The following is an 18,162-nucleotide window of genomic DNA, read 5'->3' as shown; positions in this document are numbered from 1 at the left end:
AAAGCAAAGTGGATGAAATGAACAAACGTCCCAGAAAATGTTTAAGGTATAGAACGCCTTATGAGATTTATTATTCAGAGGTGTTGCATTTAACTTGACAATTCAAGCGCAAAAAAACAGACGAGACCGCTTGATGATACAGGCGGGATACGTCTGTTTTTGCTTTTTTGTATATTGCAGCTTAGAAAAATGTGGGAGTCATGGACCAGATGGAAACGCAGTCTTCCTTCCCACGGTTGATGTATTTATGGGGCAGGGCGCTGCTGAAATAGATACTGTCGCCTTCCTCCAATACGTATTCGTTTCCGTTGAGATAAACGGTCAGCTCGCCTTTGAGCACATAGCCGCATTCTTCCCCGTCGTGGGTCAGAGGGTTCTGCTCATAGGTATAGCCGCTTTTTAAAGTAATCTCTACCATATCCAGAAGCCGGCCTTCCGCGCCGGAACTGAGCAGTTTATAATAACTGCTGTTGCTGTGGGTAATGATGACTTTATGCTCGTTCTTGCGAATGATGACCTTGTCGTCCTCCGTCGGTTCGTCAAAGAAGTAGTTGATGTTGGTATCCAGTGCTTTTGCCAGACGCCAGATGCTGACAACAGAAGGGATGACCAGTTCCCGTTCGATCTGACTGATCAGGCCTGTGCTGACTTCGGAAAGTCTGGAAAGCTCTGCGATGCTCATTTTTTTGCTGTTACGCAGTTCACGCAGTCTGCTGCCGTTGAAAAGTGCCATGGAATCTGTCCTTTCTAAACAAGATGAGAGATGTATTCTCCATATTATATTTTAACATCTTTTCCAAAAGGGGACAAGAGGAAATCTCCCGGGCTGTCGTTGCAAAAACAGACTGGATATGCTATGATAAATGTTATTGAACTTAGAGAGAACGAAAATGGAGGAAATTATGTTAACAAGTAAACAGAGAGCCTTTCTGCGCTCTATGGCAAACGGAACAGACGCGATTTTTCAGGTAGGGAAAAACGGTGTGACGCCGGAACTGAGAGACGCGGTGCATAATGCGCTGGAAGCCAGAGAATTGGTAAAAATCAGCGTTTTGGACAACAACCTGCTGGGTGCGGCGGAAGCTGCGGAAATGCTGGCCAGCAGAACGGGCGCGGAGATTGTACAGGTCATCGGGAACAAATTTGTATTGTTCCGCCGCTCCAAAACAAAGCCGGTCATTGACCTGCCCGCGGCAAAGAAGTAAGTGGAAGGGAAAGGAAGCAATCATGCGCAACGAGATCGCGAATTTTAAAAACTGCAAGAGTATCGCTATTATGGGCGGCACTTTTGATCCCATCCATTATGGCCATCTGGTAACGGCGGAAGCGGTACGCCACCGTTTTCAGGTAGACCGGGTGGTGTTTATCCCCACAGGCCGGCCGGCCCATAAGGCCGACAAGCAGGTAACCCATAACGAGCACCGATATTTGATGACGGTGCTGGCTACCATGCGTAATGAGAATTTTGAGGTATCCCGGATCGAGATCGACCGCCCCGGCGCTACCTACACCATTGATACCATCGAGCAGCTGAAAGAAATGTGCCGTCCTGATGTGCGTCTTTATTTTATCACCGGCGCAGACGCTATTCACCAGATCATGAACTGGAAGGAGCCGGAGCGTCTGCTGACATTATGCGACTTTGTGGCGGTAACCAGACCCGGGTATCAGAAAAACAGACTGTTTGAGGAGATCGGTGAGATCAGGGATAAATTCGCCAGCAGAATCCATTATATGGAGGTGCCGGCGCTGGCCATTTCGTCCTCGGATATCCGGGAGCGGGCCAGAAAGGGAATGCCCATCAAATATCTTCTGCCCCAGGAGGTAGAGGACTATATTTATAAATTCGGGCTGTATCAGGACAGAGAAAAGGACGAGGTGAAGTTTATGCTGCCGCTGGAAGTGATGCAGGAAAAATTGCAGTCCGCTTTATCCGTAAAGCGGTATATTCATACCATGGGCGTGGCGGAGGAAGCCTCCCGTTTGGCGGAGATCTATGGCACCCAGACAGACCAGCAGAAAGCCAGAGTAGCCGGTCTGCTTCATGACTGCGCCAAGGACTATCCGCCGGAGCTGCGGAAACGTTTCTGCAAAGAATATAAAGTGAAAACAGATGAGATCATGGAACAGCAGACGGATCTGATCCATCCCTTTTTGGGGGCGGAGGTAGCCAGACGGGAATATCAGATCACAGACGAGGAAATCCTCAATGCCATCCGGTTCCATACCACAGGCCGGGCCAATATGTCTCTGCTGGAAAAGATCATCTTTATTGCGGACTATATTGAGCCCAACCGGGAAAAATTCGACGGTTTGGAAGAAGCCAGACGTTTGGCGTATCTGGATCTGGATATGGCCATGAAATTTATACTGGAAGAGACCATCGCTTTCGTAAAGGCACGGGGCAGACTGCTGCATCCCCTGTCCGTAGAGGCGCTGGATTACTATAAGAATCAATAACAGAAGGAGGAAATCGGATGGAAGCAATGGAAGCTGCGAAAATCGCGCAGGCAGCGTTAGATGATAAAATGGGACAGGATATACAGGTACTGGATCTGAGAGGACTGTCCAATGTAGCGGAATTTTTTGTCATTGCCAGCGGGAATAATGTGAACCACCTGCGGGCTATGGCGGATGAAGTGGAACAGAAGCTGTTTCAGGCCGGTGTGAAAATGCACCATTCCGAGGGTTACAGCGGCGGCACATGGATTCTGCTGGACTTTGGCAGTATTCTGATCCACCTGTTCAATAAGGAAGAACGGGAATTCTACGGTCTGGAGCATGTATGGAGCGACGCAAAGACCATTTGAGCAAAAAAATGTCCGACATAAGGAGAAGAGGAAATATGGGGTTTTTGGGATGAGAGGACAAGGCCTCAGGTAAAAAAGCTGTATTTTTATGGGTGCGAAACCAGAAAAAATTGTGCGAAAACACAAATGTCTCCAATAGAAGGTAATTTTTACCATAGAAATTGTATTTTTTTTGATACTTTTGAACATTTCCATGGAACTGGAAAAAATCCGGCCCAGGCCTTTACTTTCTCTTTTCTTTGTGTTAGTATGAGAAAAATAATAAAACGAAAGGGATATGCAAGATGATTCAACAGATGAATTCTTTCGCAACTGCATACTTTTATTTTTACCGTGTTTTCAGAGATTCAAAGTGAATTTTACTGTTAGGAAAAGACGGTTCGTTTTGTTGTTTTTTTCTTTTGGAAGACAAGGGACTTCGCAGTGAAATTCGCTGCGGAGTCTTTCTTTTTTATACGGAAAAGTATGAAAGAGAAGCAAAGGCAGTGGAAAAAGCGTATGACCCGAATCGGGATGGAAAAATGAAAAGCTAAGGAGGAGAAGAAAATGATCGTAGTATTGAAGCAAAACACAAAACCGGAACAGCTGGAAAACTTAAAGGCGTGGATTCACAGCATGGGCATTGACACTCATGTTTCTGTAGGCCAGAACCATACTATCATTGGTCTGGTAGGCGATACCTCTCAGGTAGACATGGATCTGGTCGGTTCTTTGGACATTGTAGAAAGCGTAAAACGTATCCAGGAGCCCTTCAAAAACGCCAACCGGAAATTCCACGAGGAAGATCTGGTGGTAGATGTGGGCGGCGTAAAGATCGGCGGCGGTAACTTCCAGATCATCGCGGGCCCTTGCTCCGTAGAGAGCAGAGAGCAGGTATGCTATGTAGCGGAATGTGTGAAAAAATCCGGCGCGGGCCTGCTGCGGGGCGGCGCATTCAAACCCCGTACTTCCCCTTACGCTTTCCAGGGCCTGAAGGGCGAGGGCATTGAACTTCTGCAGGAAGCCAAGGAAAAAACAGGGCTGCCTATCGTATCCGAAATCATGAATATTTCTCATCTGCCTATGTTCGAGCCTGTGGATCTGATCCAGGTAGGGGCAAGAAACATGCAGAACTTCGATCTGCTGCGGGAACTGGGTCGGACCAATAAGCCCATCCTGCTGAAAAGAGGTCTGGCAAATACCATTGACGAATGGCTCATGAGCGCGGAGTACATCATGGCAGGCGGCAACGAAAACGTTATCCTTTGCGAAAGAGGGATTCGTACCTTTGAGACAAGAACAAGAAACACACTGGATCTCTCCACGATCCCTGTACTGAAAAAACTGACCCATCTGCCTATTATCATTGACCCCAGCCACGCTCTGGGATACTCCTACATGGTAAAACCTATGGCAATGGCGGCAACAGCGGCAGGGGCAGACGGTTTGATGATCGAAGTACACAACGATCCTCCTCACGCACTGTGCGACGGCGCGCAGTCCCTGACACCGGAGGCATTCGATGATGTGGCGAAGGCGGTATTCCAGATCCGTCCCTTTGCCTGCAAATTTACACAGGACTAAGACAGTATCAGAATTGGGGTGAACACATATGAAAGTTGGCGTAGTGGGTTTGGGCCTGATCGGAGGCTCTATGGCGAAAGCCATCCATAAAAAAACAGAACATACAGTAGTAGGATGGGATATGTCGGAAACAGTACGGCTCAGCGCGAAACTGCTGGAAGCGGTGGATGAGTTCATGATTGACGGCAATCCCAAGGATTGTGATATGGTGCTGATCGCTGTCTATCCGCAAGCCACCGTGGATTATGTGCTGAAGCATGCCAAGGACTTTAAAAAAGGCGCTGTGGTGGTGGACTGTGCCGGTATCAAGCGGCTGGTCTGCCGCGGCGTGCAGCAGGCGGCGGAGGAAAACGGTTTCCTGTTTGTGGGGGCGCATCCCATGGCTGGTATTGAACGTTCCGGCTTTAATTTCTCCAGTGAGAAAATATTCGAGGGCGCGACCATGATCCTGACGCCTTATCAGGGGGCGGATATTGCCGATGTCAATAAAGTATGCCAGTTCTTCAAGAGCGTTGGATTTTCCCGGATGCAGATCGCCACAGACGCGGAGCACGATCAGATGATCGCCTACACCTCCCAGCTGGCCCATGTGGTTTCCAGCGCTTACATCAAGAGCGAACTGTCTCCCAGATTTAAAGGCTTTTCCGCTGGCAGCTTCCATGATATGACCAGAGTTGCCAAGCTGAATGAGACCATGTGGACGGAACTGTTTTTGGAGAACCGGGACTATCTGGCGGATGAGATTGATGGCCTGGTGGAACGGCTCCAGGCATACAGCAAGGTCATTCGGGAGGGCGACGCGGATACCCTGAAGGCGATGCTGAAGGACGGCAAGGAAAAACGACTGGCTGTAGACGTAGTAAAAGAATTTGATTGATACTGAGGTGACAGGATGCGAAAAGTAACGGTAAATACATCCACGTCTTACAATATACTGATTGGCGGCGGCCTGCTGAAACAGGCGGGGGAGGAGATCCGTAAGCGGATTCAGCCCTGCAAGGCGGCCATCATTACAGATTCCACCGTAAAAGAACTGTATGAAACAGAGGTCAGAGGATCTCTGGAGACGGCGGGCTTTGCGGTATGCACCTATGTTTTCCCGGCGGGAGAGGCCTCCAAGCGGATCGGAACTCTTGAGGGAATTCTGGAGTATCTGGCGGGAGAAGAAATGACCAGACAGGATATCATCGTTGCCCTGGGCGGCGGCGTAGTGGGAGATATGGCGGGCTTTGCGGCGGCGGTATACCAGCGGGGCATCCGTTTCGTACAAATCCCCACCACCTTTCTGGCGGCCATTGATTCTTCCGTAGGCGGCAAAACCGCCATTGATCTGGCGGCGGGAAAAAATCTGGCGGGAGCCTTTTACCAGCCCCATCTGGTGCTTTGCGACACGGATACGCTCCAAAGCCTGCCGGAAGAGGTTTTTGCCGATGGCATCGCCGAAGCGCTGAAATATGGCGTCATCGGCAGCCGGCCGCTCTTTGAGAAAGTAGCCTCCGGGGATTTCCGGCAGGAACTGGATGAAGTCGTAGAGACCTGCGTTTCCATGAAGCGGGACGTGGTGGAAGAGGATGAATTTGATACGGGAAAACGGCAGCTTTTGAATCTGGGCCATACTTTTGGCCATGCCATTGAGCAGAAAAGCCATTTTTCCCTGACCCATGGCCATGCCGTTGCCATCGGGCTGCATTTGATCGCCCGGGCGGCGGAAGCGAAGGGGATGGCACAGCCGGGAACGGCGGAAGAAATCCGTCAGGCGCTGGTAAAAAACCATTTGCCGGTGGAAACGGCATTTTCTGCGGCGGAAATCGCCGAAGGCACTCTGCGGGATAAAAAACGCAGAGGCGGCGCCATCAGCTTTGTATTTCCCAGAGAGATCGGTTCCTGCCAGATTCGGAAGATTCCTGTGGAGGAGGTACAGGCGCTGGCGGAAACAGCAATGAAAAAAGAGGGGGGACCCTTATGAATATCAAAATAAGTGTGGGACAGCTCCACGGAAAAGTGAATATGATTTCGTCCAAATCTGATGTACACCGTCTTCTGGTGGCGTCGGCTCTGGCAGACGGACCTACGGAGATCCTGATGAATGGGTCTTCGGCGGACATTGAGGCGACGATTTCCTGCCTGAAGGAGCTGGGGTGCCGGATCGAGAAAACAGAGGGAGGTCTGCGGGTAACGCCCGCGCCGCCTTTTCAGGCCTCCGTGGCGGTACTGGACTGCGGGGAAAGCGGTTCTACCCTGCGTTTTTTGCTGCCGGTGGCCGGCGCTCTGGGCCGGAACGCCTTGTTTGAGGGCCACGGCAGACTGCCCCAGCGGCCCATTGGCGTGCTGAAGGGGCAGATGGAGCAGCATGGATGCCGTTTCAATGCGGAGCATCTGCCTTTGGAAATCAGTGGACATTTGACTGGCGGCGTATATGAATTGCCGGGCAATATCAGTTCCCAGTTTATTACGGGGCTGCTCTTTGCTCTTCCTTTGCTGGAAAAGGACAGTGAGATCCGACTGACAACGGCAGTGGAGTCGGCGGGATATATCCAGATGACACTGCATACCCTTTCCCGCTTCGGCATTGAAGTGGAAACAAGGGAACAGGGATACGCGATCAAAGGCGGGCAGAAATACCATTCCCCCGGCGTGATCCAGGCGGCAGGCGACTGGTCTAACGCGGCCTTTTGGCTGACGGCGGGGGCTGTGGGCAGTGAAGTGACCTGCTGCGGTCTGCAAATGGATTCCCCCCAGGGGGACAAGGCGATCCTGCCGATTCTGGAGCGTTTTGGCGCGACGATCACCATTGGCGAGGACAGCGTTACGGCAAAGGGCGGAAAGCTGAAAGGATGCAAAATAGACGCTTCCCAGATCCCCGACTTAGTGCCGATCCTGAGCGTGGCGGCGGCTATGGCGGAAGGAGATACCCATATTGTCAACGCGGGCCGTCTGCGGATCAAGGAAAGCGATCGTCTGCGGGCCATTGCCGATTGTCTGGGGCGGCTGGGTGTACAGGTAGAGGAGCTGGAGGACGCTCTGGTGATCCATGGCGGCAGCAGAGAGGCTTCTTACCGGGAAATCCATATCGACTCCTATCAGGACCACCGGATCGTGATGTCCGCCGCAGTGGCGGGCGCGGTCATGGGCCAGCCCTTGATGATCGAAGGGGCGGAAGCCGTAGGAAAGTCCTATCCCGGTTTCTTCGCGGAATTTATCAGACTGGGAGGTGGCGCGGATGTCCTCTAATTTTGGAAAAGAAATACAAATCTCCATTTTTGGGCAGTCTCATTCTGAGGCCATCGGCGTTGTGATTGACGGGCTGCCGGCGGGAGAAGAGATTGATCTGGAACGAATCCAGGCCTTTATGGGCCGTCGGGCGCCGGGACAGCACAAATACGCTACCCCCAGAAAAGAAGCGGATATTCCTAAAGTGGTATCCGGACTGTTTGAGGGAAAAACCTGCGGCGCGCCGATCTGTGCCGTTATTGAAAATACAAATACCCGCTCCAAAGACTATTCTAAGCTGGTAGACGCACCCAGACCGGGTCATGCCGATTTTACGGCGGCGGTGAAATATGGCGGGTTTCAGGATTACCGGGGCGGCGGTCATTTTTCCGGCCGTCTGACGGCGCCGCTGTGCTTTGCCGGGGCGGTTTGTATGCAGATTCTGGAGCGGAAAGGCATCCATATTGGCAGCCACATCCTTTCCATTCATGGGGAGAAGGATTTGCCCATGGATGATGTGGAGATCACGGCGGCACAGCTGCGGGAAGTGACGGCAAAGACCTTCCCCGTATTTTCCGATGGAGCGGGAGAGAGAATGAAGGAAGTCATTGAGGCAGCCAGAATGGAAGGCGACTCTGTCGGCGGCGTAGTGGAAGCCGCGGCGGTAGGATTGCCTGTGGGCATTGGCGAGCCGATGTTTGACGGGCTGGAAAGCAGGCTGGCGGCGATCCTGTTTGCCATTCCCGCTGTGAAAGGCGTGGAGTTTGGCGCGGGATTTCAGGCGGCGGAGCTTTACGGCTCGGAAAACAATGACGCTTTTTATTATGATGAAATGGGTTGTGTCAAAACGAAAACCAACCACCATGGCGGAAGCCTGGGCGGGATTTCCAGCGGCATGCCCTTGACGGTGCGAGTGGCCTTTAAGCCGACCCCGTCTATATCCAAAGAACAGCAGACCATTTATCTGAGCCGGAAGGAAGGCCAGCAGCTGCAGGTAACAGGCCGGCATGATCCCTGTATCGTGCCGCGAGCTGTGCCGGTAGTAGAGGCGGCATTGGCTGTGGGACTTATGGATCTGTATTTGATGAAGCATTGAAGAACAAGGAGGAGAATAACATGAATCTGGATGAAATCAGAGGAAAAATCAACAATATTGACGATCAGATGGTAGACTTATTCGTAGAACGGATGAAACTGGCGTCTGAGATTGCCGGGGCAAAGGCGGAGAAAAATCTGCCGGTGCTGGATCTGAAACGGGAAAATGATGTTTTGAAAAAGGTTATGGATCGTGCCGGTGAGGATTTTGAGCTGTATGCAAATACACTGTATCATACCATGTTCGATGTCAGCAGAAGCTATCAGGCAGGTCTGCTTATCAAGGAAACCCCTCTTTCCGAGGAGATTCTGGCAAATATCAAAGAACCCCGTCTGGAATTCCCCAGAAAAGCGGTTGTAGCCTGCCAGGGTACAGAAGGCTCCTATGCAGCCAGAGCCTGCGGCAAGCTGTTCAGTATGCCAAACACCATGTTCTTCAACAGCTTCGAAAGCGTATTCAACGCCGTGGAAAGAGGACTTTGCCAGTATGGTGTGCTGCCTATTGAAAACAGCTCCGCTGGTTCCGTTTCCGAGGTTTATGACCTGATGGTCAGCCATAAATTCTATATTGTAAGAAGTCTGAAGCTGCATATCAATCATGCGCTGCTGGCAAAACAGGGCGTTCAGCTGTCCCAGATCAAGGAGATCATCTCCCATGAGCAGGCGCTGAGCCAGTGCAGTGAATTCCTGAAATCCATGCCCGGCGTAAAGGTAACCATTTTCGAAAACACAGCAACAGCTGCAAAATATGTGGCAGAAAGCGACAGAACAGATATTGCCGCTATTTCTTCCTCGGAATGTGCCGGTCTGTATGGCCTGTCTATTATTAAAGATGATGTGCAGAATAATCAGAACAACTATACCCGTTTCATCTGCATCGCTAAGAGCATGGAAATTTACGCAGGCTCCGGCAAGATCAGCCTGATGCTGTCCGTAGCCCATAAGCCCGGCTCTCTGTATGCCATGATCGGTAAGATCGCCTGCCAGGGCATCAACCTGTGCAAGCTGGAAAGCCGTCCGATCCCCGGTAAGGATTTCGAGTTCCGGTTCTATTTCGATTTGGATGCTTCCGTATTCTCCAAGGATGTCATCACACTGCTGAAGGATATGGAACTGGCGGCGGATAAGTTCTCCTTCCTGGGATGCTATTCTGAGATCGTATAAAGGAGGCGGAAGAGATGAAAATACTTGTACTGAATGGACCAAACCTGAATATGCTGGGGATTCGGGAAAAACATATCTATGGCACAGAAACCTATGAGGATCTTCAAAAGCAGATTACTTCTCTGTGTGAAAAAGAGAATATTGAAGTGGAGATGTTCCAGTCCAACCACGAGGGGGCGCTGGTGGACCGCATCCAAGCGGCGTATTTCGACCATACGGATGCCATCGTCATCAATCCGGCGGCTTATACGCATACCAGTGTGGCTATTCTGGACGCTTTGAAGGCGGTAAATCTTCCGGCGGTGGAGATCCACCTGTCGGCGGTGGAGAAGCGGGAGGACTTCCGGCAGATTTCCTACGCGGGCATGGCCTGCGAAAAAACCATTACCGGCAAGGGGTTTGCCGGATATACAGAGGCGATCCTCTATTTAAAGGAAAAATACGGAAAATAATACCGATACGGCCATGGGAAAGGAGGAAGGACTATGGTTTCAAAGAAAATGAAGGAAATGATCGAGCGCAGTGCGGCTCTGGGGGCCATGTTTACGGAAGGAAAGCGGCTGAAAGAACTGTATGGCGAGGAAAATGTATTTGACTTCGGCATCGGCAATCCCAACGTAAAAGCGCCGGACGCTGTCAATGAAGCCATTGTGGAGATCCTGCGGGAGGTAGATTCTCTGCAGATCCATGGGTATACCGATGGCAGCGGCATCCCGGCCGCGCGCCAGGCCATCGCGGAGAGTCTGAACCGCCGTTTCGGCACCAGCTTTTCCGCAAAAAATCTAATAATGACCGTTGGAGCCGCGGGAGGACTCAGCGTCATCTGCAAGGTACTTATTGACGAGGGCGATGAAGCGCTGACCTTTGCCCCTTATTTCGGGGAGTATGACAACTATGTCATCAATGCCGGCGGCACGCTGCTGGCGGTTCCGCCCAATCCTCCTTCCTTCCTGCCGGATCTGGCGGCGCTGGAGGAGCGGATCACAGCCAAAACAAAGGCAATTATCCTGAACTCTCCCAACAACCCTACGGGCGTTGTTTATGACGCGGAGACCATTGGGGCGCTGGCCGCGGTATTGGAGCGCAAGGAAAAGGAACTGGGCACATCCATTTATATTATCGCGGACGAACCATATCGGGAGCTGGTATATGACGGGGCGGAAGCGCCATATATTCCGCTGTACTACCATAATACCATTGTGGCGTATTCCTTCTCGAAATCCCTGTCTCTGCCGGGGGACCGGATCGGCTATCTGGTGATTCCCTCGGAGGTGGATGATTTTGCCGATGTGGCGGCAGGGGCGGAAATCGCCAATCGCTGTCTGGGATTTGTCAATGCGCCGGCATTACAGCAGATGGTGGTGGCCCGGTGCTGCGACGAGCAGACAGATGTGGCTTATTATGATAAAAACAGATTACTGCTCTATGAGGCGCTGACTTCTTACGGCTATGCGTGCGCAAAGCCCCAGGGCGCATTCTATCTTTTTGTGAAGGCGTTGGAGCCGGATGAAGAGGCTTTCTGCGAAAAGGCGAAAAAACATGGTTTGCTGATGACGCCGGGGAAAGCTTTCCGCTGTCCCGGCTATGTGCGGATTGCCTATTGTGTGGCGAGGGAGACCATTGAACGCTCTCTGCCCTCTTTCCAGGCGTTGGCCCAGGAGTATAAAAACTAAAACCAAAGACAGAAAAAGACTGTTTCTTTCCTTATTCTGGGAGGAAACGGTCTTTTTTTATTTTTGGAGAGAAAAACCATTTTTTTCTTCAGAAAAAAAGATTTTATGGCGGTGGAGGATGGCGGATGGTGTACAGATATGGTGCGAAGGGAGGAAAGTGGAGGAAATATATGGGATGATTGAAAAAATCCTTGAATTCTGGGCATTTCCTGCGGAAAAAATCGGGCAAAAAAATGGTTTTAGGGGTTGTTTTTTTGTTACAGGTATATTACAATGTGGTTAATAGTGGCGCAAAGTGGCTGATTTTGGAGTAAAAAAGAAAAAATCCTGTTCTGTGGGGAGAAAGGTGGTGACGGCAAAATGTTCATGGGTGAATATCAACATTCTATTGACGCGAAAGGGCGGCTGATTGTGCCTGCTAAGTTCCGGGAAGGCCTGGGCGAGCATTTTGTCGTGACAAAAGGCCTGGATAACTGCCTGTTTGCCTATCCCAGAGAAGAGTGGAAGGTCTTTGAGGAGAAGCTGAAACAGCTGCCTCTGACCAGTACTGGCGCCAGAAAATTTGTCCGCTTCTTCTTTGCCGGCGCGGTGGAGTGTGAACTGGACAACCAGGGACGGATTATCCTGCCGTCTAATCTGCGGGAATACGCCGGACTGAAAAAAGACATCGTTTCTATTGGTGTCAACAATCGAATTGAAATCTGGAACAAGGAAAACTGGAAAGAATATAACGAGGAAGAAAATTTCATCAGCAACGATCTTGCTTTTGAAATGGAAAACCTGGGAATATAACATGATTTTGGAAAGCGGAGGTGTACGCAGTTGGAATTTCATCATATCTCTGTTTTGCTGAGAGAGTGCATGGAAGGGCTGGACATTAAGCCGGAGGGCGTTTATGTGGACGGCACCATGGGCGGCGGCGGACATTCTCTGGAGATCGCCAAGCGGCTGACCACAGGACGGCTCATCGGCGTGGATCAGGACTGGAACGCGCATGCGGCGGCAAAAGAACGATTGAAAGAACATTTGGACAAGGTGACCTTTGTCCATGACAATTTTGGAAATATCGGCAGGATTCTGGACGAGCTGGGCATTGACAGAATCGACGGAATGCTGTTGGATATCGGCGTGTCCTCTCATCAGCTGGACGAGGCGGAGAGAGGATTTTCCTACCAGCAGGACGCTCCGCTGGATATGCGTATGGACGCCACGAAGCCTTTCAGTGCTTATGATGTGGTAAATACTTACAGCGAAGAGGAGCTGAACCGCATTATCTTTACTTATGGAGAAGAGCGGTGGGCGAAACGCATCGCCCAGTTTATTGTAGCGGCCAGAGCGGACAAGCCTATTACACGGACAGGCGAGCTGGTGGAGATTATCAAAAAGGCGGTGCCAAAGGGCGCCAGAAAAGACGGTCCCCATCCGGCGAAACGAACCTTTCAGGCTATCCGTATTGAGGTAAACGCGGAGCTGGATGTGCTCCAGCGGGCCATTGACGACGCGGCGGCAAGATTAAAGCCCGGCGGCAGGCTCTGCATTATTACCTTCCATTCTCTGGAGGACAGAATCGTAAAAGAGGCATTCAGAAAACAGGAAAATCCCTGCATCTGCCCGCCTCAGTTCCCGGTCTGTGTCTGTGGACGCAAACCGACAGGAAAAGTAATTACCAGAAAACCCATCGTTCCTTCTGCGGAGGAACTGGAATACAATCATCGCGCCAGAAGCGCGAAACTGCGGATTCTGGAAGGGGTCAGCACAGACTAAATGAGACGGGGTGGAGGCCATGGCTGCGGAAAGAAAAAGAATGCAAAGAGAATACAGAGGTTCCTATTATACCTATGGAAACGTAGCTCATGAGCTGGAGCCGGATTACAGACCCTATTATGAGGAAGAGGAAAGAAAGGAACGGCAGAAGGAGGCGCAGCGTCAGGAAGCGGCGGAGCGCCGGGAAAACAGAGCCCATGCCTGGAAGGTATGCTTTGTTGTGCTGATTCTTTTTGTGGGATGTATCGCGTTTATGGGGATGCATGTTATGGTAGCCAATGTGGAGGTACAGGTGCGCCAGCAGAAAAGCGATCTGACGGATCTGAAGGCGCAGAACGCTATTTTGGAGGCGGAACTGGCGGAACAGGTAGACCTGGAATATATCAAACAGGAAGCCATCAACCGTCTGGGTATGTCAGAACCACAGTCCTATCAGATTGTGTATATTGATGTACCGAAGCAGAGCTATACCATTCAGTACGCTTCGGATACAGCGGAAGCGGAGACGGAAGGAAATTCCGTTCTGTCCTTCTTTCGGAATTTATTGACAAAGGAATGATGTTATGAGAAAAAAAGTCGGGGGAATAAAAGCAAATGGGAAATTTGTTTTTATTCTCTTTGCATTTATCGCTGTTTTTTGTCTGATGATGGGCAGAGTCCTTTATTTAAAGGTGGTCCATGGCGCTGAGTATGAATCGGCGGCAAAGAACCAGCAGATCAATCGCTATGATATATCCGTGACGCCCAACCGTGGCAGTATTGTGGATCGAAACAATCAGGTTCTGGCCATCAGTACCACGGTGTATAATGTGGTATTTGACGCCCTCCAGCTGGCGGATGTAAAGGACGCGGAGGAACAGGAACGCACCATTTCCACTTTGTGCGAATACTTCCCGGATCTGGATTACAGCACCTTGAAGCAGTATATTACAGTGAACCCGGAAACGGGAGAGATCTATCAGAACAACCACTGGAAGTATTTAGTGAAAGGGATTGACCGCGCCTTAAAGGAAGAGATTGAAGCCTTGAATCTGAAGGGCGTGGTATTTGAAAAAGACAGCAAACGTTCCTACCCCCTGAATTCTCTGGCATGCCATCTGATTGGCTTTACCCGCGGTGATGCCAAGTGGGGGCTGGAAGGATATTACGCGGAATATATGAACGGTACACCGGGACGTTCCTTTATCCTGTATTCCGGGGCGGATAGCGTGACCTATCAGGATTATGAGGCCAAGGATGGCGATACCGTTGTTACAACGCTGGACTATAATATTCAGCAGATGGCGGAAGAAGTGGTTATGGAAACGGCGGCGGAATGGCCCTCCAAAAATGTGGCGGCCATGGTCATGGACCCCAATACAGGGGAAATCATCGCTATGGCGGAATCCAATGCCTATGACCTGAACAATCCCAATGAGCCTTTGGCGGTACAGAGTGATACGGCCTTTGCTGAAAAATGGGCGGCCATGTCCTCGGAGGAGCAGGTGGAATACCTGCAGACGATTTGGCGAAATTTCTGTGTCAGCGATACTTACGAGCCGGGGTCCATCTATAAGCCCATTACCGTAGCGGCGGCCCTGGAGGAAGGTGTTATTACGCCGAATTCCAGCTTTACCTGTAATGGGTCCATGTCCATTGGCGGCTATACTATTGGATGTCACCTGCGCAGCGGCCACGGTACTATCAATGTAGAAGAAATCATGGCCCAGTCCTGCAATATGGGCGTAATCCAGATTGCCAATCTTTTGGGCGCGGATAAATTCTATGAATACCAGATGGATTTTGGCTTCGGTCAGAAAACAGGCATTGACCTGCCCAGTGAGGATGCCGGTCTGCTCCATGATCTGGCAGGCATCGGCCCGACAGAATTGGCGACCATGTCCTTCGGGCAAACCTTTAACTGTACCACCATTCAGGCCATTACGGCTTTTTCCGCGCTGATTAACGGCGGTAATCTGGTAAAACCCCATGTAGTATCTCAGATTGTAGATAAAGACGGCAATATCGTTCTGGAGAATAAAACGGAAGTGGTGCGCAAGGTCATTTCCGAAGAGACTTCTGCCTATATGCGTACAGCTTTAAAGGCAACCGTAGACCACGGTACCGGCAAAAAGGTAGATATCGAAGGCTATTCCATCGGATGTAAAACAGGTACGGCGGAACAGGGCGACAGAAACAGAGACGACCTGTGGACACTGACCTATATGACTTATTTCCCGGCGGAAGACCCCCAGTACATCGTCTTTACGGTTATCAATCAGCCGGAGGAATATGTGGACGGCGTGCAGACTCCGGCGGCGATGACAAAAACATTGATGGAAAACATCATTAAATACAAAAATATGGAACCCACAGAAGCCACAGAGGACGCGGTAAACCTGTCCTCCAACAAGACCGTGACCGTCGGCGACTATACCAACAGCGTAATCTATGGCGTAGTCGGCGATCTGGATGGCAAAGAACTGACCTATAAGGTAGTAGGCACCGGCAATACCGTCACCAATCAGGTGCCCAAAGGCGGCACAACGGTAGACGTGGGCAGCGAGATCATACTGTATGTCACAAAGTCGGAAGCTGACAGCGGCACCGTCAGTGTGCCCGACGTAGTAGGCAAGACCTATGCGGAAGCGGCGGCGGCTCTGGAGGAAAAGGGCTTTACGGTGGCCTTTGAAGGCGATCAGAACGGCGTCGTGGTGTCTCAGGACCCGAAATACGGCGTATCCGTAGACAGCGGCACCGAAGTATTGCTGTCCATGGAGAAAAAAGAAGAATCCGCGGAGGATACCGGGGGCAGCGATACACAGTCCAATTCCTCCTGATCCCCGCAGATAAAAAGAGCAACTGCATAGACTCCCTGTTTTTTCAATATATTAGCTAGTAAGATCTTGAAAAGGCAGGGAGTTTTTTATGGAAAGACCCTCGATCAAAGAAAAACGGCGGCTGATGCTGTTTCTTGTCTGTATGACGGCGGGATTTCTGCTGCTGCTGGGACGGCTGGCCTTCATTGACCTGTTCCGGGCGGAGGAATGGCAGGAGCTGGCCTATGAGCAGCAGACCCGAGACCGTCTCATTACGCCGAAACGGGGTAGTATTCTGGACAGAAACGGCACAGGTATCGCCCAGACCCAGACGGCAGCCGCCATCAGCGCTGTGCCCGCACAGGTCACCGACAAGGAGTCAACGGCGGCAAAGCTGGCGGAAGTGCTGGAATTGTCCTATGAGGATGTACTGGAAAAATTAGAGCAGAAGGTGGCGCTGGTGCGTATCCAGTCTAAGGTGGATATGGATACAGCGGCTCAGATCCGGCAGCTGTCTTTGCCCGGCATCAAAGTGGATGAAGATGTGGAGCGCGTGTATCCTTACAGCGAAATGGCGGCGCAGGTCATAGGCTTTGTAGGAAAGGACAATCAGGGGATTGTCGGACTGGAGGCCAAGTATGAGGAATATCTGAAAGGAGAGCAGGGAAAAATCCTGACCCAGACAGACGCCAGAGGACGGGAAGTCGGCAGCGGACAGGAACGCATCCCGCCGGTGGACGGAAAGAATCTGGTGACAACGCTGGATGTGGTGATTCAGGAGTATGCGGAGCAGACGCTGCAAAAGGCGGTGGAGTCCAAGGAGGCCAAACGGGGCGTGATTATTGTTATGAACCCGCAGAATGGGGAAATCTACGCCATGGCCAATTATCCTTCCTTTGACCTGAACGACCCGTTCACCGTGGAAGGTGAGGAAAATATGACGGAGGAGGAACTGACGGACGCCAGAAATCAGATGTGGCGGAATTTCGCCATCAATGATACATATGAGCCGGGCAGTACCTTCAAAATGTTTACATCCTCGGCAGGGCTGGAGGAAGGCGTCATCACGCCGGATTCCTCCTTTTACTGCAACGGCTATCATATTGCCGGGGATCGGATGATTAAGTGTTGGCGGTATCCCAGAACCCATGGCGCCCAGACCTTTACCCAAGGGGTACAGAATTCCTGCAATCCCGTCTTTATGGAGGTGGCGGAGCGGCTGGGTGCCGAGACTTTTATGGAATATATGGAGAAATTCGGTTTTACGGAAAAGACCGGTGTGGATTTGGCGGGGGAGGCCGTGGGTATCCTGCATAAAGTGGAAAATGTGGGGCCGGTGGAGCTGGCGACCATGTCCTTCGGCCAGTCCTTCCAGATCACGCCCTTGCAGCTGCTACGGGCGGCCTCCGCTGTGGTCAACGGCGGTTACCTGGTGACGCCCCATTTTGCCATGGGGTTGGCCGATGAGGAAGGCAATCTGACGGAGACCTTTTCTTATGAAAAAGGGGAACAGGTCATTTCCGCCGAAACCTCGGCTCAGATGCGCCAGATTCTGGAAAGCGTTGTTTCCGAGGGAACCGGCAGCAAGGCCGCCATGGAAGGCTATGCCATCGGCGGAAAAACGGCCACTTCCGAAAAGCTGCCCCGGCGCAGCGGAAAGTACATTGCCTCGTTTATGACCTTTGCACCGGCGGATGATCCCCAGGTTATGTTTTTCGTACTCATTGACGAGCCGCAGGGAACGTATTACGGCGGGACTGTGGCGGGACCGGTGATTCTGGAACTGATGGAAAACGTACTGCCCTATCTGGGCTTTTTGCCGGAATATACCACAGAAGAACAGGAGGAACGTCTGACGGCCGTGCCGGATGTGACGGGTATGACAGCGCAGGAAGCGAAAAATGCCCTTTATCAGGCGGGACTTTCGGCGGACTGGAACGGAGACGGCGGTGTGGTGGTCTCTCAGCTGCCGCCGGCAGGGCAAAGGGTCAATAAAGATACCAAGGTGATCCTGACTTTGCAGGAGGAAAGTTTTTTTGAAAATACGGGGGAAAATTAGAAAAAAGTTTGGTTACGGGAGAGAAA

17 protein-coding genes are annotated in these 18,162 nt (G+C 51.3%); 16 read left to right on the top strand and 1 reads right to left on the bottom strand.

Translation table 11 applies throughout. From position 1 onward, the window contains the following. Positions 1 to 181: 181 nt before the first annotated feature. On the bottom strand, positions 182 to 733 hold the full coding sequence (locus tag H9X84_RS01445; RefSeq protein WP_205132539.1) for a cupin domain-containing protein: 552 nt from the start codon (positions 731 to 733) through the stop codon (positions 182 to 184). Between the two features lie 169 nt (positions 734 to 902). Here H9X84_RS01445 and H9X84_RS01440 point away from each other — a divergent pair, with 169 nt between their 5' ends. From H9X84_RS01440 to H9X84_RS01365, 16 genes are all read left to right on the top strand, one after another. Continuing rightward, positions 903 to 1,205: a YhbY family RNA-binding protein gene (locus H9X84_RS01440; protein WP_205132538.1), complete on the top strand. Its 303-nt coding sequence runs from the start codon at positions 903 to 905 to the stop codon at positions 1,203 to 1,205. A 22-nt stretch (positions 1,206 to 1,227) separates the two neighbouring features. Next, positions 1,228 to 2,460: a nicotinate-nucleotide adenylyltransferase gene (gene nadD, locus H9X84_RS13180; RefSeq protein ID WP_205132537.1), complete on the top strand. Its 1,233-nt coding sequence runs from the start codon at positions 1,228 to 1,230 to the stop codon at positions 2,458 to 2,460. 17 nt (positions 2,461 to 2,477) lie between these two features. Then, positions 2,478 to 2,810 (top strand): ribosome silencing factor, encoded by a 333-nt coding sequence (gene rsfS, locus H9X84_RS01430; protein WP_205132536.1) that lies wholly within the window; start codon positions 2,478 to 2,480, stop codon positions 2,808 to 2,810. A 546-nt stretch (positions 2,811 to 3,356) separates the two neighbouring features. Next, positions 3,357 to 4,373, top strand: coding sequence for a 3-deoxy-7-phosphoheptulonate synthase (gene aroF, locus H9X84_RS01425; protein WP_205132535.1), 1,017 nt, complete (start codon positions 3,357 to 3,359; stop codon positions 4,371 to 4,373). A 28-nt stretch (positions 4,374 to 4,401) separates the two neighbouring features. Next, positions 4,402 to 5,250, top strand: coding sequence for a prephenate dehydrogenase (locus H9X84_RS01420; RefSeq protein WP_205132534.1), 849 nt, complete (start codon positions 4,402 to 4,404; stop codon positions 5,248 to 5,250). 15 nt (positions 5,251 to 5,265) lie between these two features. After that, positions 5,266 to 6,339, top strand: a complete 1,074-nt coding sequence (gene aroB, locus H9X84_RS01415) for a 3-dehydroquinate synthase (RefSeq protein WP_205132533.1) — start codon at positions 5,266 to 5,268, stop codon at positions 6,337 to 6,339. Then, positions 6,336 to 7,604 carry a 3-phosphoshikimate 1-carboxyvinyltransferase gene (gene aroA, locus H9X84_RS01410; protein ID WP_205132532.1) on the top strand — a complete coding sequence of 423 codons (1,269 nt, stop codon included), beginning with the start codon at positions 6,336 to 6,338 and terminating at the stop codon, positions 7,602 to 7,604. Before aroB ends, aroA begins: the two co-directional genes overlap by 4 nt. Continuing rightward, positions 7,594 to 8,679 (top strand): chorismate synthase, encoded by a 1,086-nt coding sequence (gene aroC, locus H9X84_RS01405; RefSeq protein WP_205132531.1) that lies wholly within the window; start codon positions 7,594 to 7,596, stop codon positions 8,677 to 8,679. The genes aroA and aroC overlap by 11 nt, the downstream gene beginning before the upstream one ends. Positions 8,680 to 8,699: 20 nt before the next feature. Further along, on the top strand, positions 8,700 to 9,842 hold the full coding sequence (locus tag H9X84_RS01400) for a bifunctional chorismate mutase/prephenate dehydratase (protein WP_205132530.1): 1,143 nt from the start codon (positions 8,700 to 8,702) through the stop codon (positions 9,840 to 9,842). 14 nt (positions 9,843 to 9,856) lie between these two features. Continuing rightward, positions 9,857 to 10,294, top strand: coding sequence for a type II 3-dehydroquinate dehydratase (gene aroQ, locus H9X84_RS01395; protein ID WP_205132529.1), 438 nt, complete (start codon positions 9,857 to 9,859; stop codon positions 10,292 to 10,294). A 33-nt stretch (positions 10,295 to 10,327) separates the two neighbouring features. After that, on the top strand, positions 10,328 to 11,515 hold the full coding sequence (locus H9X84_RS01390) for a pyridoxal phosphate-dependent aminotransferase (protein WP_205132528.1): 1,188 nt from the start codon (positions 10,328 to 10,330) through the stop codon (positions 11,513 to 11,515). A 360-nt stretch (positions 11,516 to 11,875) separates the two neighbouring features. Next, positions 11,876 to 12,307, top strand: a complete 432-nt coding sequence (gene mraZ, locus H9X84_RS01385) for a division/cell wall cluster transcriptional repressor MraZ (RefSeq protein WP_205132526.1) — start codon at positions 11,876 to 11,878, stop codon at positions 12,305 to 12,307. A 30-nt stretch (positions 12,308 to 12,337) separates the two neighbouring features. After that, positions 12,338 to 13,279, top strand: coding sequence for a 16S rRNA (cytosine(1402)-N(4))-methyltransferase RsmH (gene rsmH / locus H9X84_RS01380; protein ID WP_205132525.1), 942 nt, complete (start codon positions 12,338 to 12,340; stop codon positions 13,277 to 13,279). A 19-nt stretch (positions 13,280 to 13,298) separates the two neighbouring features. Then, entirely contained in the window at positions 13,299 to 13,838 is a 540-nt protein-coding gene (locus H9X84_RS01375; RefSeq protein WP_205132524.1) for an FtsB family cell division protein, read from the top strand. A gap of 4 nt (positions 13,839 to 13,842) precedes the next feature. Next, a complete protein-coding gene (locus H9X84_RS01370; RefSeq protein ID WP_205132523.1) occupies positions 13,843 to 16,098 on the top strand; it encodes a penicillin-binding transpeptidase domain-containing protein in 2,256 nt (751 codons plus the stop codon). A gap of 88 nt (positions 16,099 to 16,186) precedes the next feature. Further along, a complete protein-coding gene (locus H9X84_RS01365) occupies positions 16,187 to 18,136 on the top strand; it encodes a penicillin-binding transpeptidase domain-containing protein (RefSeq protein ID WP_205132522.1) in 1,950 nt (649 codons plus the stop codon). The last annotated feature ends 26 nt before the right edge of the window (positions 18,137 to 18,162 follow it).

The sequence above is a fragment of the Anaerotignum lactatifermentans genome (assembly GCF_016902535.1).
GTDB classification, from domain to species: domain Bacteria; phylum Bacillota; class Clostridia; order Lachnospirales; family Anaerotignaceae; genus Anaerotignum; species Anaerotignum lactatifermentans_A.
Note: the sequence above shows the minus strand (reverse complement) of the source record. Positions and strands in the feature narration are given on the sequence as shown.

Coding starts and splice junctions, on each gene's coding strand:
- rsfS (WP_205132536.1), top strand. CDS start 2,478: ATGGAAGCAATGGAAGCTGCGAAAATCGCGCAGGCAGCGTTAGATGAT.
- H9X84_RS01440 (WP_205132538.1), top strand. CDS start 903: ATGTTAACAAGTAAACAGAGAGCCTTTCTGCGCTCTATGGCAAACGGA.
- H9X84_RS01420 (WP_205132534.1), top strand. CDS start 4,402: ATGAAAGTTGGCGTAGTGGGTTTGGGCCTGATCGGAGGCTCTATGGCG.
- H9X84_RS01370 (WP_205132523.1), top strand. CDS start 13,843: ATGAGAAAAAAAGTCGGGGGAATAAAAGCAAATGGGAAATTTGTTTTT.
- H9X84_RS01390 (WP_205132528.1), top strand. CDS start 10,328: ATGGTTTCAAAGAAAATGAAGGAAATGATCGAGCGCAGTGCGGCTCTG.
- mraZ (WP_205132526.1), top strand. CDS start 11,876: ATGTTCATGGGTGAATATCAACATTCTATTGACGCGAAAGGGCGGCTG.
- H9X84_RS01445 (WP_205132539.1), bottom strand. CDS start 733: ATGGCACTTTTCAACGGCAGCAGACTGCGTGAACTGCGTAACAGCAAA.
- H9X84_RS01375 (WP_205132524.1), top strand. CDS start 13,299: ATGGCTGCGGAAAGAAAAAGAATGCAAAGAGAATACAGAGGTTCCTAT.
- aroB (WP_205132533.1), top strand. CDS start 5,266: ATGCGAAAAGTAACGGTAAATACATCCACGTCTTACAATATACTGATT.
- aroA (WP_205132532.1), top strand. CDS start 6,336: ATGAATATCAAAATAAGTGTGGGACAGCTCCACGGAAAAGTGAATATG.
- H9X84_RS01400 (WP_205132530.1), top strand. CDS start 8,700: ATGAATCTGGATGAAATCAGAGGAAAAATCAACAATATTGACGATCAG.
- aroF (WP_205132535.1), top strand. CDS start 3,357: ATGATCGTAGTATTGAAGCAAAACACAAAACCGGAACAGCTGGAAAAC.
- H9X84_RS01365 (WP_205132522.1), top strand. CDS start 16,187: ATGGAAAGACCCTCGATCAAAGAAAAACGGCGGCTGATGCTGTTTCTT.
- aroC (WP_205132531.1), top strand. CDS start 7,594: ATGTCCTCTAATTTTGGAAAAGAAATACAAATCTCCATTTTTGGGCAG.
- aroQ (WP_205132529.1), top strand. CDS start 9,857: ATGAAAATACTTGTACTGAATGGACCAAACCTGAATATGCTGGGGATT.
- nadD (WP_205132537.1), top strand. CDS start 1,228: ATGCGCAACGAGATCGCGAATTTTAAAAACTGCAAGAGTATCGCTATT.